Origin of the sequence: Pseudomonas sp. RtIB026 (genome assembly GCF_016861355.2) — a bacterium.
Lineage (GTDB): Bacteria > Pseudomonadota > Gammaproteobacteria > Pseudomonadales > Pseudomonadaceae > Aquipseudomonas > Aquipseudomonas peradeniyensis.
In genome coordinates, this window is record NZ_AP023348.2 from 1,460,314 (window position 1) to 1,473,828 (window position 13,515).

At 61.1% G+C, this 13,515-nt stretch carries 13 protein-coding genes and 2 tRNA genes; 14 read left to right on the forward strand and 1 reads right to left on the reverse strand.

Going from position 1 to position 13,515, the window contains the following annotated elements; all coding sequences use genetic code 11:
* Positions 1-62: 62 nt before the first annotated feature.
* Positions 63-371 (reverse strand): ribosome assembly RNA-binding protein YhbY, encoded by a 309-nt coding sequence (yhbY, locus tag PRtIB026_RS06585; protein ID WP_050706991.1) that lies wholly within the window; start codon positions 369-371, stop codon positions 63-65.
* A 102-nt stretch (positions 372-473) separates the two neighbouring features.
* Between yhbY and rlmE the strand changes: the two genes are divergently transcribed.
* The 14 genes from rlmE to rpsO all read left to right on the forward strand — a co-directional run bounded on the left by rlmE (position 474) and on the right by rpsO (position 13,480).
* Positions 474-1,100 (forward strand): 23S rRNA (uridine(2552)-2'-O)-methyltransferase RlmE, encoded by a 627-nt coding sequence (gene rlmE / locus PRtIB026_RS06590; RefSeq protein WP_011532133.1) that lies wholly within the window; start codon positions 474-476, stop codon positions 1,098-1,100.
* 203 nt (positions 1,101-1,303) lie between these two features.
* Complete coding sequence (gene ftsH, locus PRtIB026_RS06595; RefSeq protein WP_203648093.1) at positions 1,304-3,211, forward strand: ATP-dependent zinc metalloprotease FtsH; 1,908 nt, start codon at positions 1,304-1,306, stop codon at positions 3,209-3,211.
* Between the two features lie 8 nt (positions 3,212-3,219).
* Positions 3,220-4,071: a dihydropteroate synthase gene (gene folP / locus PRtIB026_RS06600; RefSeq protein WP_203648092.1), complete on the forward strand. Its 852-nt coding sequence runs from the start codon at positions 3,220-3,222 to the stop codon at positions 4,069-4,071.
* A gap of 16 nt (positions 4,072-4,087) precedes the next feature.
* Positions 4,088-5,428 carry a phosphoglucosamine mutase gene (gene glmM, locus PRtIB026_RS06605; protein WP_203648091.1) on the forward strand — a complete coding sequence of 447 codons (1,341 nt, stop codon included), beginning with the start codon at positions 4,088-4,090 and terminating at the stop codon, positions 5,426-5,428.
* A gap of 66 nt (positions 5,429-5,494) precedes the next feature.
* Complete coding sequence (gene tpiA, locus PRtIB026_RS06610; RefSeq protein WP_203648090.1) at positions 5,495-6,250, forward strand: triose-phosphate isomerase; 756 nt, start codon at positions 5,495-5,497, stop codon at positions 6,248-6,250.
* A gap of 4 nt (positions 6,251-6,254) precedes the next feature.
* On the forward strand, positions 6,255-6,647 hold the full coding sequence (gene secG, locus PRtIB026_RS06615; RefSeq protein WP_203648089.1) for a preprotein translocase subunit SecG: 393 nt from the start codon (positions 6,255-6,257) through the stop codon (positions 6,645-6,647).
* Between the two features lie 18 nt (positions 6,648-6,665).
* Positions 6,666-6,751 (forward strand) — tRNA-Leu (locus PRtIB026_RS06620).
* Positions 6,752-6,849: 98 nt separating this feature from the next.
* Positions 6,850-6,926, forward strand: a tRNA-Met gene (locus PRtIB026_RS06625).
* A gap of 130 nt (positions 6,927-7,056) precedes the next feature.
* Complete coding sequence (gene rimP, locus PRtIB026_RS06630; RefSeq protein ID WP_036986186.1) at positions 7,057-7,515, forward strand: ribosome maturation factor RimP; 459 nt, start codon at positions 7,057-7,059, stop codon at positions 7,513-7,515.
* A gap of 59 nt (positions 7,516-7,574) precedes the next feature.
* A complete protein-coding gene (gene nusA / locus PRtIB026_RS06635; protein ID WP_050706987.1) occupies positions 7,575-9,056 on the forward strand; it encodes a transcription termination factor NusA in 1,482 nt (493 codons plus the stop codon).
* A gap of 27 nt (positions 9,057-9,083) precedes the next feature.
* Positions 9,084-11,624, forward strand: coding sequence for a translation initiation factor IF-2 (gene infB, locus PRtIB026_RS06640; protein WP_110735084.1), 2,541 nt, complete (start codon positions 9,084-9,086; stop codon positions 11,622-11,624).
* 116 nt (positions 11,625-11,740) lie between these two features.
* Positions 11,741-12,139 carry a 30S ribosome-binding factor RbfA gene (rbfA, locus tag PRtIB026_RS06645; RefSeq protein ID WP_028691251.1) on the forward strand — a complete coding sequence of 133 codons (399 nt, stop codon included), beginning with the start codon at positions 11,741-11,743 and terminating at the stop codon, positions 12,137-12,139.
* Positions 12,140-12,142: 3 nt separating this feature from the next.
* Positions 12,143-13,060 carry a tRNA pseudouridine(55) synthase TruB gene (gene truB, locus PRtIB026_RS06650; protein WP_203648088.1) on the forward strand — a complete coding sequence of 306 codons (918 nt, stop codon included), beginning with the start codon at positions 12,143-12,145 and terminating at the stop codon, positions 13,058-13,060.
* Between the two features lie 150 nt (positions 13,061-13,210).
* Entirely contained in the window at positions 13,211-13,480 is a 270-nt protein-coding gene (gene rpsO / locus PRtIB026_RS06655; RefSeq protein WP_203648087.1) for a 30S ribosomal protein S15, read from the forward strand.
* Positions 13,481-13,515 lie beyond the last annotated feature (35 nt).

Below are 13,515 nucleotides of genomic sequence, written 5' to 3' on the forward strand. Positions count from 1 at the left end.
CGCTTCGCAGCCCTTTCGCGGCACAAGGCCGCTCCTACATGGGTATTGCGCTGTCCTGGGCGTTACTTGTAACGGTGAATGTTGGACAGCTGCTTGTTCGGCTGTGGGTTCTTGCGGTAGATCAGCGCTTTCTTGCCGATGGTCTGCACCAGTTCGGCGCGGCCGGCCTTGCACAGTGCGGCGATGGTCTCGGCGCGTTCCTCGCGATCTTCCGAGCGAATCTCGACCTTGATCAGCTCGTGATCGACCAGGGCGCGTTCCAGTTCGGCGATCACGCCTTCATTCAAACCGTTGCCAGCAACGATCAGGACCGGCTTCAGGTCATGACCAATGGACTTGTATTGCTTCTTCTGCTCGTTATTGAGCGGCATAATCTGACCCTTTTCGTCTGATTCTGTAAAATTGACGGGCATTTTACCCGAGGGCCCCTGGCTCCGCCCAGTCAAACACGACGCATATCATCGAGGTGCCCCGTGGTACAACGTTCCAAAAGCAGCGCAAACTGGCTGCGAGAGCATTTCAACGATCCTTTTGTGAAACAGGCGCAGAAGGATGGCTACCGCTCGCGTGCGAGCTACAAACTGCTGGAGATCCAGGAAAAAGACCGCCTGATCCGCCCCGGCATGAGCGTGATCGACCTCGGCGCAGCACCCGGTGGCTGGTCGCAGGTGACCAGTCGTCTGATTGGTGGCCAAGGGCGGTTGATCGCCTCGGACATCCTGGAAATGGACTCGATCCCGGACGTTACCTTCATCCAGGGCGACTTTACCCAGGACGAAGTGCTGCAGCAGATCCTGCAGGCGGTCGGTGATTCGCATGTAGACCTTGTGATTTCCGATATGGCCCCCAATATGAGTGGTACGCCCGCGGTGGACATGCCGCGCGCCATGTTCCTCTGCGAACTGGCCCTGGATCTGGCGACCCGCGTGCTCAAGCCCGGCGGGGATTTCCTGATCAAGATTTTCCAGGGCGAAGGCTTCGACATGTACCTCAAGGACGTGCGCAGCAAGTTCGACAAGGTGCAGATGCGCAAGCCGTCGTCCTCGCGGGATCGCTCCCGCGAACAGTACCTGCTGGGCAAGGGTTTCAAGGGCGCATGAAAGGCGTATTGCGGGGTTGCCGATAGTTATTTCCAATCGGCGGCTCCGTCTGGATCGTCCGAACTTCGTGTAGTCTAGCTTTCACAAAGGGTTACAGACGGTGCCTGCGGATGCGTGGGTAATGTAGTAAGTTAGGGCGATGAATATCATGCGAGGCACGGCTGCGTCGTGCGCCGGCCTCAGAGGGTAGCGAATTGAACGACATGGCAAAGAATCTGATCCTCTGGTTGATCATCGCCGCCGTCCTGGTGACGGTGATGAACAACTTCTCGAGCCCTAACGAGCCGCAGACCCTCAACTATTCCGACTTCATCCAGCAGGTCAAGGATGGCAAGGTCGAGCGCGTGACCGTCGACGGCTACATCATTACCGGCAAGCGCACTGACGGCGACAACTTCAAGACCGTCCGCCCAGCCATCACGGATAACGGCCTGATCGGCGACCTGGTGGACAACCACGTCACCGTCGAAGGCAAGCAGCCTGAGCAGCAGAGCATCTGGACCCAGTTGCTGGTGGCGAGCTTCCCGATCCTGGTGATCATCGCCGTGTTCATGTTCTTCATGCGCCAGATGCAGGGCGGTGCCGGTGGTAAAGGCGGCCCGATGAGCTTCGGCAAGAGCAAGGCGCGCCTGTTGTCCGAAGACCAGGTGAAAACCACCCTGGCTGACGTCGCGGGTTGCGACGAGGCCAAGGAAGAGGTTGGCGAGCTGGTCGAGTTCCTGCGCGACCCGGGCAAGTTCCAGCGCCTGGGCGGCCGCATCCCTCGCGGCGTGCTGATGGTCGGTCCGCCCGGTACTGGTAAGACCCTGCTGGCCAAGGCCATTGCCGGTGAGGCCAAGGTACCGTTCTTCACCATTTCCGGTTCCGACTTCGTCGAGATGTTCGTCGGCGTGGGTGCCAGCCGTGTTCGCGACATGTTCGAGCAGGCCAAGAAGCACGCGCCGTGCATCATCTTCATTGACGAGATCGACGCCGTCGGTCGCCACCGTGGCGCCGGCATGGGCGGCGGTCACGACGAGCGCGAACAGACCCTGAACCAGTTGCTGGTCGAGATGGACGGCTTCGAAATGAACGATGGCATCATCGTCATCGCCGCGACCAACCGTCCCGACGTGCTCGACCCGGCGCTGCTGCGTCCCGGTCGCTTCGACCGCCAGGTGGTGGTCGGCCTGCCGGACATCCGCGGTCGCGAACAGATCCTCAAGGTGCACATGCGCAAGGTGCCGATCGGCGAGAACGTCAACGCGGCGGTCATCGCCCGTGGTACGCCAGGCTTCTCCGGTGCCGACCTGGCCAACCTGGTCAACGAGGCGTCGTTGTTCGCCGCGCGGTCCAGCAAGCGCGTGGTCGAAATGAAGGAATTCGAACTGGCCAAAGACAAGATCATGATGGGCGCCGAGCGCAAGACCATGGTCATGTCCGAGAAAGAGAAGCAGAACACCGCGTACCACGAGGCGGGCCACGCCATCGTCGGTCGCGTCGTTCCCGAGCACGACCCGGTCTACAAGGTGTCGATCATTCCCCGTGGCCGTGCCCTGGGCGTGACCATGTTCCTGCCGGAAGAGGATCGCTACAGCCTGTCCAAGCGCGCGCTGATCAGCCAGATCTGCTCGCTGTACGGTGGCCGTATCGCCGAAGAGATGACCCTGGGCTTCGACGGTGTCACCACCGGGGCCTCCAACGACATCATGCGCGCCAGCCAGATCGCCCGGAACATGGTCACCAAGTGGGGCCTGTCCGAGAAACTCGGCCCGCTGATGTACGCCGAAGAAGAGGGCGAGGTGTTCCTCGGTCGCAGCGCGGGGAGCCAGCATGCCAGCGTCTCGGGCGAGACTGCCAAGATGATCGACTCCGAGGTGCGCAGCATCATCGATCAGTGCTACGCCACGGCCAAGCAGATCCTCACCGACAACCGTGACAAGCTCGACGCCATGGCCGAGGCCTTGATGAAGTACGAAACCATCGATGCCGACCAGATCGACGACATCATGGCAGGTCGTACCCCGCGCGAGCCGCGTGACTGGGACAATGATTCCGGTACCTCCGGCAACCAGGCTTCCCAGGATGATCGTCCGGAGTCGCCGATCGGCGGTCCAGCGGCTCAACACTAAGGGTATCTATGAGCTTGACGCAGTACCCGACCCGGTTGCCTTGCGGCAACCGGGTTCTTGATTTGTCCCGTACCCATGTCATGGGTATCCTCAACGTCACCCCAGACTCGTTCTCCGATGGTGGGCGCTTCAGCCAGCGCGATGTGGCCTTGCGCCATGCCGAGGAGATGGTAGCGGCCGGTGCGACCCTGATCGACGTAGGTGGCGAGTCCACCCGTCCGGGGGCGCGTGCGGTATCGCCCATCGAGGAGCTGGAGCGTGTAGCGCCGATCGTCGAAGCGATCAGCAGTCGGCTCGATGTGATCATCTCGGTCGACACCTCCACGCCTTCGGTCATGCGCGAGACGGCCCGCCTTGGTGCGGGGCTGATCAACGATGTGCGCGCCCTGGAGCGCGATGGCGCCCTCGATGCGGCGGCCGATACCGGCCTGCCGGTGTGCCTGATGCACATGCGTGGCGAGCCGGGCACCATGCAGGACAATCCGCAGTACGAGGATGTGACAGCCGATGTAACGCGCTATCTTGAACAGCGTATGGCCGCCTGCGCGGCGGCCGGCATCGGGGCTGAGCGCATCATCCTCGACCCAGGGTTCGGCTTTGCCAAGACCCTTGAGCATAACCTCAGCCTTTTCAAACACATGGAAGCGCTCTATCGCCTGGGGCGGCCACTCTTGGTGGGTGTCTCGCGCAAGAGCATGATCGGCCTCGCGCTGGACCGTCCGGTCGGCGAGCGGCTCTACGGCAGTCTGGCCCTGGCCGCCCTGGCCATGACCAAGGGCGCGAGTATTCTGCGGGTACACGATGTCGCCGAAACCGTCGATGTCGTGCGCATGATCGCCGCGGTCCAGAACGCCGAATAAGAACATTGGAGTCACTATGAGCAGAAAATACTTTGGTACCGATGGTATCCGTGGTCGCGTAGGCCAATTCCCGATCACCCCGGACTTCATGCTGAAACTCGGCTGGGCCGCCGGCATGGCCTTCCGCAAGCAGGGCACCTGCCGCGTATTGGTGGGCAAGGACACGCGGATCTCCGGCTACATGTTCGAATCCGCGCTCGAGGCAGGCCTGTCCGCGGCCGGTGCCGACGTGATGCTGCTCGGCCCGATGCCGACGCCGGCCATCGCCTACCTGACCCGCACCTTCCATGCCGAGGCCGGTATCGTCATCAGCGCCTCGCACAACCCCCATGACGACAATGGCATCAAGTTCTTCTCCGGTGCTGGCACCAAGCTGCCGGACGAAGTCGAGCTGATGATCGAGGAGCTGCTCGACCAGCCGATGAATGTCGTCGAGTCCAGCAAGCTGGGCAAGGTCTCGCGCATCAATGACGCGGCGGGGCGCTACATCGAGTTCTGCAAGAGCAGCGTGCCCAGCAGCACCAGCTTCGAAGGCCTGAAGATCGTCGTGGACTGCGCCCATGGCGCCACCTACAAGGTCGCGCCGAGCGTGTTCCGTGAGTTGGGTGCCGATGTCACCGTGCTGCACGCCGCCCCGGATGGTCTGAACATCAACGAGGGCTGCGGTTCGACCCATATCGAATCGCTGCAGGCGGCGGTCCTGGTCGGCCATGCGGATCTCGGCATCGCCTTCGACGGCGACGGCGACCGCGTGCTGATGGTCGATCACACCGGTGCCATCGTCGACGGGGACGAGCTGCTGTTCATCATCGGTCGCGACATGCAGGAGCGTGGCAAGCTGCAGGGCGGCGTGGTCGGTACCTTGATGAGCAACCTGGGCCTGGAGCTGGCGTTCAAGGAACTGGATATCCCGTTCGTGCGGGCCAAGGTGGGCGATCGCTATGTCATGGCCGAACTGCTTGAGCGCGAATGGCTGCTGGGTGGTGAAAATTCCGGTCATGTCGTTTGTGGCAGTCACACCACCACTGGTGATGCGATCATCGCCGCGCTGCAGGTGCTGATGGCGCTCAAACGCCGTGGCGAAAACCTCGCCCAGGCCCGCCAGGCCGTGCGCAAATGCCCGCAGGTGCTGATCAACGTGCGCTTCGCGGCCGGCAAGAACGACCCGCTGGAGAACCCCCTGGTCAAGGAAGCCAGCGCCAAGGCCACCGAGGCGATGGCCGGTCGTGGGCGGGTGCTGTTGCGCAAATCCGGTACCGAGCCGCTGGTGCGGGTGATGGTCGAAGGCGATGATGAAAACCAGGTGCGTGGCCATGCCGAAGCTCTGGCCAAGCTGGTCGAAGAAGTTTGTGCCTGAAAGAGGCTTGCCAGCGCAGATCTGGTTGGGTAAGATCTGCGCCCACTTTGACCGACGAGGTAAAGCATGCGTCGCCCCATGGTAGCTGGTAACTGGAAGATGCACGGTACCCGCGCCAGCGTCGTAGAGCTGACCCAGGGCTTGGGCAAATTGTCCCTGCCGAGCGGAGTGGAAGTCGCGGTGTTTCCACCATCCCTGTTCATCAATCAAGTGATTGATGGCTTGGAAGGTAAGGGAATCAACGTAGGCGCACAGAATTCTGCAGTACAGCCTGAACAAGGCGCTCTGACCGGCGAAGTTGCTCCGAGTCAGTTGGCTGAAGTCGGTTGCAAATATGTCTTGATTGGGCATTCCGAACGTCGCCAGATTATTGGTGAAAAAGACGAAGTGCTGAATCAAAAGTTTGCAGCCGCACAGAAAAGTGGTTTGACGCCAGTGCTGTGTATAGGGGAAACTCTTGCAGAGCGTGAGGCAGGCGAGACGCTCGAAGTTGTAGGGCGTCAACTAAGCAGTGTTATCGACGCGTTCGGTATCAAGGCTTTCGCCAATGCGGTTATTGCCTATGAGCCTGTTTGGGCCATTGGTACTGGTTTGACGGCCTCGCCACAGCAAGCCCAGGATGTGCATGCAGCCATCCGCAAGCAGTTGGCGGCGAAGGACGCCGAAGTTGCCGAAAAAGTGCAACTTCTCTACGGCGGCAGCGTGAAGGCGGCCAATGCGGCTGAACTGTTCGGCATGCCGGATATCGATGGGGGGCTCATTGGTGGAGCGTCCCTGAACGCAGACGAATTCGGTGCAATTTGTCGCGCCGCAGGAAACTGAACAAATGCTGGAAACAGTCGTAGTTGTTTTTCATCTGTTGGCAGCGTTGGCACTGGTTGTAATGGTGCTGCTGCAACAGGGTAAAGGTGCGGAAGCCGGTGCATCTTTCGGCGCAGGTGCTTCAAATACTGTGTTCGGAAGCCAAGGTTCCGCTACCTTTTTGAGTAAAGTTACTGCTATACTTGCTGCCACTTTCTTTTTGACTGCACTTGGGTTAGGATACTTCGCCAAGCAGCAGGCTCACCAGCTGACTCAAGTTGGTCTGCCAGATCCAGCAGTGCTGGAAGTCAAAGAGCCAAAGCCGGCAGTCAATGATGATGTACCGGTGCTCCAGCAGCAGAAGAGTGAAACCACCAATACTGGTGACGTACCTCCTCCAGCCAAAGAGCAGCAGTAACGGGTTTCAAGTAGTATTGCCGAGGTGGTGGAATTGGTAGACACGCAACCTTGAGGTGGTTGTGCCCATAGGGTGTAGGGGTTCGAGTCCCCTTCTCGGTACCAATTGAAGCATGAGAGCCCGCTTTAGCGGGCTTTCTTGCAGGTGGAGGTCGGATTGACCCGGCAAAGGGTTCAGTCTTATACTTTCGCCCCAGCTTTGTCGCGGGGTGGAGCAGCTTGGTAGCTCGTCGGGCTCATAACCCGAAGGTCGTTGGTTCAAATCCAGCCCCCGCAACCAGCTTCAGCAGAGCCCCTTTTCAGGGGCTTTTTGCTAGCCGAACAGTTTTCGGCGTCGTTGTCCAACGGCGCTTTCAGGGATGGGCGCTTCGCCCATTTTTTATTTGCACAGCATGCACGAGGGGGTTCAGGTGTCGAGCAAGCTAGAACAGTTGCAGGCCTTGTTGGCCCCGGTGGTCGAGGGCCTGGGCTACCAATGCTGGGGGATCGAATACGTCTCCCAAGGCAAGCATTCGGTACTGCGTATCTACATCGACAAGGAAGACGGGATCCTGGTGGACGACTGCGAAGCCGTCAGCCGTCAGGCAAGCGCCATTCTCGATGTGGAAGATCCGATCAGCTCTGAATATACCCTCGAGGTGTCCTCTCCAGGCATGGACCGCCCGCTGTTCACCTTAGAACAGTTTGCTGCGCATGCCGGCGAGCAGGTGAAGATCAAGCTGCGTACGCCCTTCGAGGGCCGTCGTAACTTCCAGGGCCTTCTCCGCGGTGTGGAGGAGCAGGATGTGGTGGTGCAGGTGGACCAGCACGAGTTCCTGTTGCCGATCGACTCGATCGACAAGGCCAATATTATTCCCAGTTTTGACTGAGACGTGCCGGGCCCGGTGAAAGATCCGGGGCCAATGGCTTGCGCAAGGCGAGGCGTACGATGAGCAAAGAAGTACTGCTGGTTGTTGAATCGGTATCCAACGAAAAGGGTGTACCGCCCGGCGTCATTTTCGAAGCGCTGGAAGTGGCCCTGGCCACTGCAACCAAAAAGCGTTTTGAAGACGAAGTCGACCTGCGTGTGGAAATCAACCGCCACACCGGTAGCTACGAGACCTTCCGTCGCTGGACGGTCGTCGAAGAAGCGGATCTGGATGATCCGGCAATCGAGGTCTGGCCAGCAAAGATTCAGGAAAGTCATCCTGAAGCCAAAGTTGGCGACGTGATCGAAGAGAAGATCGAGTCTATCGAGTTCGGTCGCATCGCTGCGCAAACCGCCAAGCAAGTCATCGTGCAGAAGGTTCGCGAAGCTGAGCGCGCCCAGGTGGTCGATGCTTACCGCGAGCGCGTGGGCGAGATCATCTCCGGTACCGTGAAGAAGGTCACCCGCGACAACGTCATCGTCGACCTGGGCAACAACGCCGAGGCGCTGCTGGCCCGCGAAGACATCATTCCCCGTGAGACCTTCCGTGTCGGCGTGCGCCTGCGTGCGCTGCTCAAGGAAATCCGCACCGAGAACCGCGGTCCTCAGCTGATCCTGTCGCGCACCGCGCCGCAGATGCTGATCGAGCTGTTCCGCATCGAAGTGCCGGAAATCGCCGAAGGCCTCATCGAAGTCATGGCCGCCTCCCGTGATCCGGGGTCGCGCGCCAAGATCGCCGTCCGCTCCAAGGACAAGCGCATCGACCCGCAAGGCGCCTGTATCGGCATGCGTGGTTCGCGCGTCCAGGCCGTATCCGGCGAGTTGGGTGGCGAGCGTGTGGATATCGTCCTGTGGGACGAGAACCCGGCGCAGTTCGTTATCAACGCCATGTCGCCGGCAGAGGTTGCCGCGATCATCGTTGATGAAGATGCCCATGCGATGGACATCGCCGTGGCCGAGGACAACCTGGCACAGGCCATCGGACGTGGCGGCCAGAACGTCCGCCTGGCCAGCCAGCTGACTGCCTGGACCCTGAACGTGATGACCGAGAAGGACATCCAGGCCAAGCAACAGGCTGAGACAGGCGACATCCTGCGCAACTTCATCGAGGAACTGGAAGTCGACGAGGAGCTGGCACAAGTGCTGGTCGACGAAGGCTTCACCAGCCTTGAAGAAATTGCCTACGTACCGTTGGAAGAAATGCTCAACATCGATGGCTTTGACGAGGACATCGTCAATGAGCTCCGCGCTCGAGCCAAGGACCGTTTGTTGACCAAGGCCATCGCTACCGAAGAAAAACTGGCAGACGCCCATCCGGCTGAAGACCTGCTCTCCCTCGAGGGCATGGACAAGGACCTGGCGGCGGAACTGGCGGTGCGCGGCGTGGTTAACCGCGAAGACCTGGCCGAGCAGTCGATTGACGACCTGCTCGACATCGACGGCATCGACGAAGAGCGTGCCGGCAAGTTGATCATGGCCGCCCGAGCCCACTGGTTCGAGTAATTAGGCGCGGCCTGAGGAGAGAAGTGCATGACGCAAGTCACGGTGAAAGAACTGGCCCAAGAGGTCGAGGCACCGGTAGAGCGCCTGCTGCAGCAGATGCGTGAGGCAGGTCTGCCGCACACCGACGCCGGTCAGGTAGTGACCGACAATGAGAAGCAGACCCTGCTGACTCATTTGAAGAGCAGCCACAAGAGCAAGGCGGAAGAGCCGCGCAAGATCACCTTGCAGCGCAAGACCACCAGCACTCTGCGTGTCGCCGGTAGCAAGAGCATCAGCGTAGAAGTACGCAAGAAGAAAGTATTCGTGCAGCGCAGCCCGGAAGAGATCCAGGCTGAGCAGAAACGCGAGCAGGAAGAGCGCCGCGCCGCCGAAAATGCAGCGCGCGAGAAGGTTGACGCCGAAGTTCGCCAGCGCAACGAGGAGCAGGCACGCCGTCAGGCTGCCGAGGCCCCGGCCGCGGCGCCAGCGCCCAAGGCCGAGCCTGCCCCGGCTGCTGCCCCGGTAGTGGCCAACGCGCCGGTGTCCGAAGACGCCGCCGCCCGTGCCGCCGAGCGCAAGAAAGACGAGACCCGTCGCAACGAAAGCCGTACCCGTGATGATGATCGTCGCGGTGGTGGCCCGGCTGCGGCCGGTCGTGGCGAAGCGCCGCGCATGTCGGTCAAGGTCAAGGTCAAGGAGAAGGAAAAGGCTCCGACTCCGCGCGCCGCACCTCGCACCACCGACGAAGAAAGCGATGGCTTCCGTCGTGGCCGCGGTGGCAAGGGCAAGGGCAAGAAGCGCAATGCGCACGGCTTCCAGAGCCCGACTGGTCCGGTCATTCGTGACGTGACCATCGGCGAGACCATCACCGTCTCGGAACTGGCGCAACAGATGTCGGTCAAGGCCGCTGAAGTCGTCAAGTTCATGTTCAAGCTGGGCACCCCGGTCACCATCAACCAGGTGCTCGACCAGGAAACCGCTCAGCTGGTTGCCGAAGAGCTGGGCCACAAGGTCACCCTGGTCAGCGACACTGCCCTGGAAGACTCCCTGGCCGAATCGCTGAAGTTCGAAGGTGAGACCACCTCGCGTGCTCCGGTCGTGACCGTCATGGGCCACGTCGACCACGGCAAGACCTCGCTGCTCGACTACATCCGTCGTGCCAAGGTGGCCGCTGGCGAAGCCGGTGGTATCACCCAGCACATCGGTGCCTACCACGTCGAAACCGACCGCGGCATGGTCACCTTCCTCGACACCCCCGGCCACGCTGCGTTTACCCAGATGCGTGCCCGTGGTGCCAAGGCGACCGACATCGTCATCCTGGTGGTGGCGGCGGACGACGGTGTGATGCCACAGACCCGCGAAGCCGTTCAGCACGCGAAAGCTGCTGGCGTTCCGCTGGTTGTCGCGGTGAACAAGATCGACAAGCCGGGTGCCGACCTCGATCGCATCCGTAACGAGCTGTCGGTCGAAGGCGTGACCTCCGAGGACTGGGGTGGTGACACGCCGTTCGTCAAGGTTTCGGCGAAGATGGGTACCGGCGTCGACGAACTGCTCGAAGCTGTCCTGCTGCAGGCCGAGATCCTCGAACTCAAGGCCACTCCGACCGCTCCTGGTCGCGGTGTCGTGGTCGAGTCGCGTTTGGACAAGGGTCGCGGCCCGGTGGCCACCATCCTGGTTCAGGACGGTACCCTGCGTCAGGGCGACATGGTCCTGGTCGGCTCGAACTATGGCCGCGTACGTGCCATGCTCGACGAGAACGGCAAGCCTGTGAAGGAAGCCGGCCCGTCGATCCCGGTCGAGATCCTTGGCCTGGACGGCACGCCCGACGCTGGCGAAGAGATGTCGGTGGTTGCCGACGAGAAGAAAGCGCGTGAAGTTGCGCTGTTCCGTCAAGGCAAGTTCCGCGAGGTCAAGCTGGCCCGTGCGCACGCCGGCAAGCTGGAAAACATCTTCGAGACCATGGGTCAGGAAGAGAAGAAGACCCTCAACATCGTCCTCAAGACCGATGTGCGTGGTTCCCTCGAAGCGCTGCAGGGTTCGCTCGGCAGCCTGGGCAACGACGAAGTTCAGGTACGCGTCATTGGTGGCGGCGTCGGTGGTATCACCGAGAGCGACGCCAACCTGGCACTGGCCTCGAACGCGGTGCTGTTCGGCTTCAACGTGCGTGCCGATGCCGGCGCGCGCAAGATCGTCGAGCAGGAAGGTCTGGATATGCGTTACTACAACGTGATCTACGACATCATCGAAGACGTCAAGAAGGCCCTGACCGGCATGCTCGGCAGCGATGTTCGCGAGAACATCCTGGGTGTGGCCGAAGTGCGCGACGTGTTCCGTTCGCCGAAGTTCGGCGCCATCGCTGGCTGTATGGTCATCGAAGGTACCGTGTACCGCAACCGTCCGATCCGCGTACTGCGCGATGACGTGGTGATCTTCGAAGGCGAGCTGGAATCGCTGCGTCGCTTCAAGGACGATGCCTCCGAAGTGCGTAACGGCATGGAGTGTGGTATTGGCGTCAAGAGCTACAACGACGTCAAGGTCGGCGACAAGATCGAAGTCTTCGAGAAAGTCCAGGTGGCTCGTACCCTGTAAGGGGCGAGCGTGGCGCAGGCCCCGTCGTAAGGCGGCTGGCGGCGCCTCACAAGGTAGCGCCCGGTCAGGCTTCAGCCTGACCGGGCGTTTGCCGCTTTACGTTACAGGTAGCAAGAATGGCAAAAGAATACAGCCGTACCCAACGTATCGGCGATCAGATGCAGCGTGAGCTGGCAGAGCTGATCCGCCGTGAAGTCAAAGACCCGCGTGTCGGCCTGGTGACCATCACCGCCGTGGACGTCAGCCGCGACCTGGGCCATGCCAAGGTTTTCATCACCGTCATGGGCGAAGAAACGCCCGACGCCGTGAAGCAGTCGCTCAAGGCGCTGAACAGTGCCGCCAGCTTCCTGCGCCTGCACTTGGGTCGCTCGATGCAGCTGCGCAGCGTGCCGCAGTTGCACTTCCACTTCGATGAGAGCGTCAGCCGTGGTGTCCACCTGTCGGCACTGATCGAACGTGCGGTGGCCGAAGACCGCCTGCACAAGGATGCCGACGAGCTGGACGCCAAGGAGTAAGCGGTGGCCCAGGTCAAACGTATCCGCCGCAACGTCAGCGGCATCATCCTGCTCGACAAGCCGCTGGGGTTCACCTCCAACGCCGCGCTGCAGAAGGTTCGCTGGTTGCTCAACGCGGAAAAGGCCGGCCACACCGGCAGCCTCGACCCGCTGGCCACCGGCGTGCTGCCGCTGTGCTTCGGCGAGGCGACCAAGTTCTCGCAGTACCTGCTCGATTCCGACAAGGGCTACGAGACGGTCATGCAGATGGGGCAGACTACCAGCACCGCAGATGCCGAAGGCGAAGTCCTGCAGACCCGCGAAGTGACCGTTGGTCGCGCCGACATCGAGGCCGTGATCCCGCGTTTCAAGGGTGGAATCCTCCAGGTGCCGCCGATGTACTCGGCCCTCAAGCGTGATGGCCAGCCGCTGTACAAGCTGGCTCGTGCAGGAGAGGTAGTGGAGCGCGAGGCGCGTTCTGTTACTATTAGCCGCTTGGAGTTGCTCGAGTGCGAAGGCACCCGTGCGCGCCTTTCGGTTGGATGCAGCAAAGGCACCTATATCCGCACCCTGGTGGAGGATATCGGTGAGGCGCTGGGCTGTGGTGCCTACGTCGCCGAACTGCGTCGTACCCAGGCGGGCCCCTTCGAGCTGGCACAGACCGTGACGCTCGAGGAACTCGAACAAGCCCACGCCGAAGGCGGCAACGAAGCGCTCGATCGCTTCCTGATGCCTTCTGACAGCGGGCTGCAGGACTGGCCACTGGTGCTGCTGTCCGAGCACAGCGCGTTCTACTGGCTGCATGGTCAGGCAGTACGTGCGCCGGACGCGCCGCAGTTCGGCATGGTCCGGGTACAGGATCACAATGGTCGCTTCATCGGTATCGGTGAAGTGAGCGAAGACGGGCGCGTTGCGCCGCGTCGACTGATTCGGTCGGAATGACCGGAACCACGGGTAGAGGCTTATGCTGAAACCGGTGGATACGAGGTTGGCTGTTATTAGGCACGGTCACACCTCTTCTTTTTAATACGGGGACTTTGTCCCTGGCCTATTGGACCCCGCTCGCGGGATCCGTTTATCAGGAGAAGCCAAATGGCCCTCAGCGTCGAAGAAAAAGCTCAAATTGTTGCCGATTACCAGCAAGCCGCCGGCGATACCGGTAGCCCGGAAGTGCAGGTTGCTCTGCTGACCTTCAACATCAACAAGCTGCAAGGCCACTTCAAGGCCAACGATAAAGACCACCACTCCCGTCGTGGTCTGATCCGTATGGTCAACCAGCGTCGTAAGCTGCTGGATTACCTGAAGGGCAAAGACACCACTCGTTACAGCGCCCTGATCGGTCGCCTGGGCCTGCGTCGCTAATAGCGGTCTGGCCAGTGGTGTTGCATGGCGTGTCG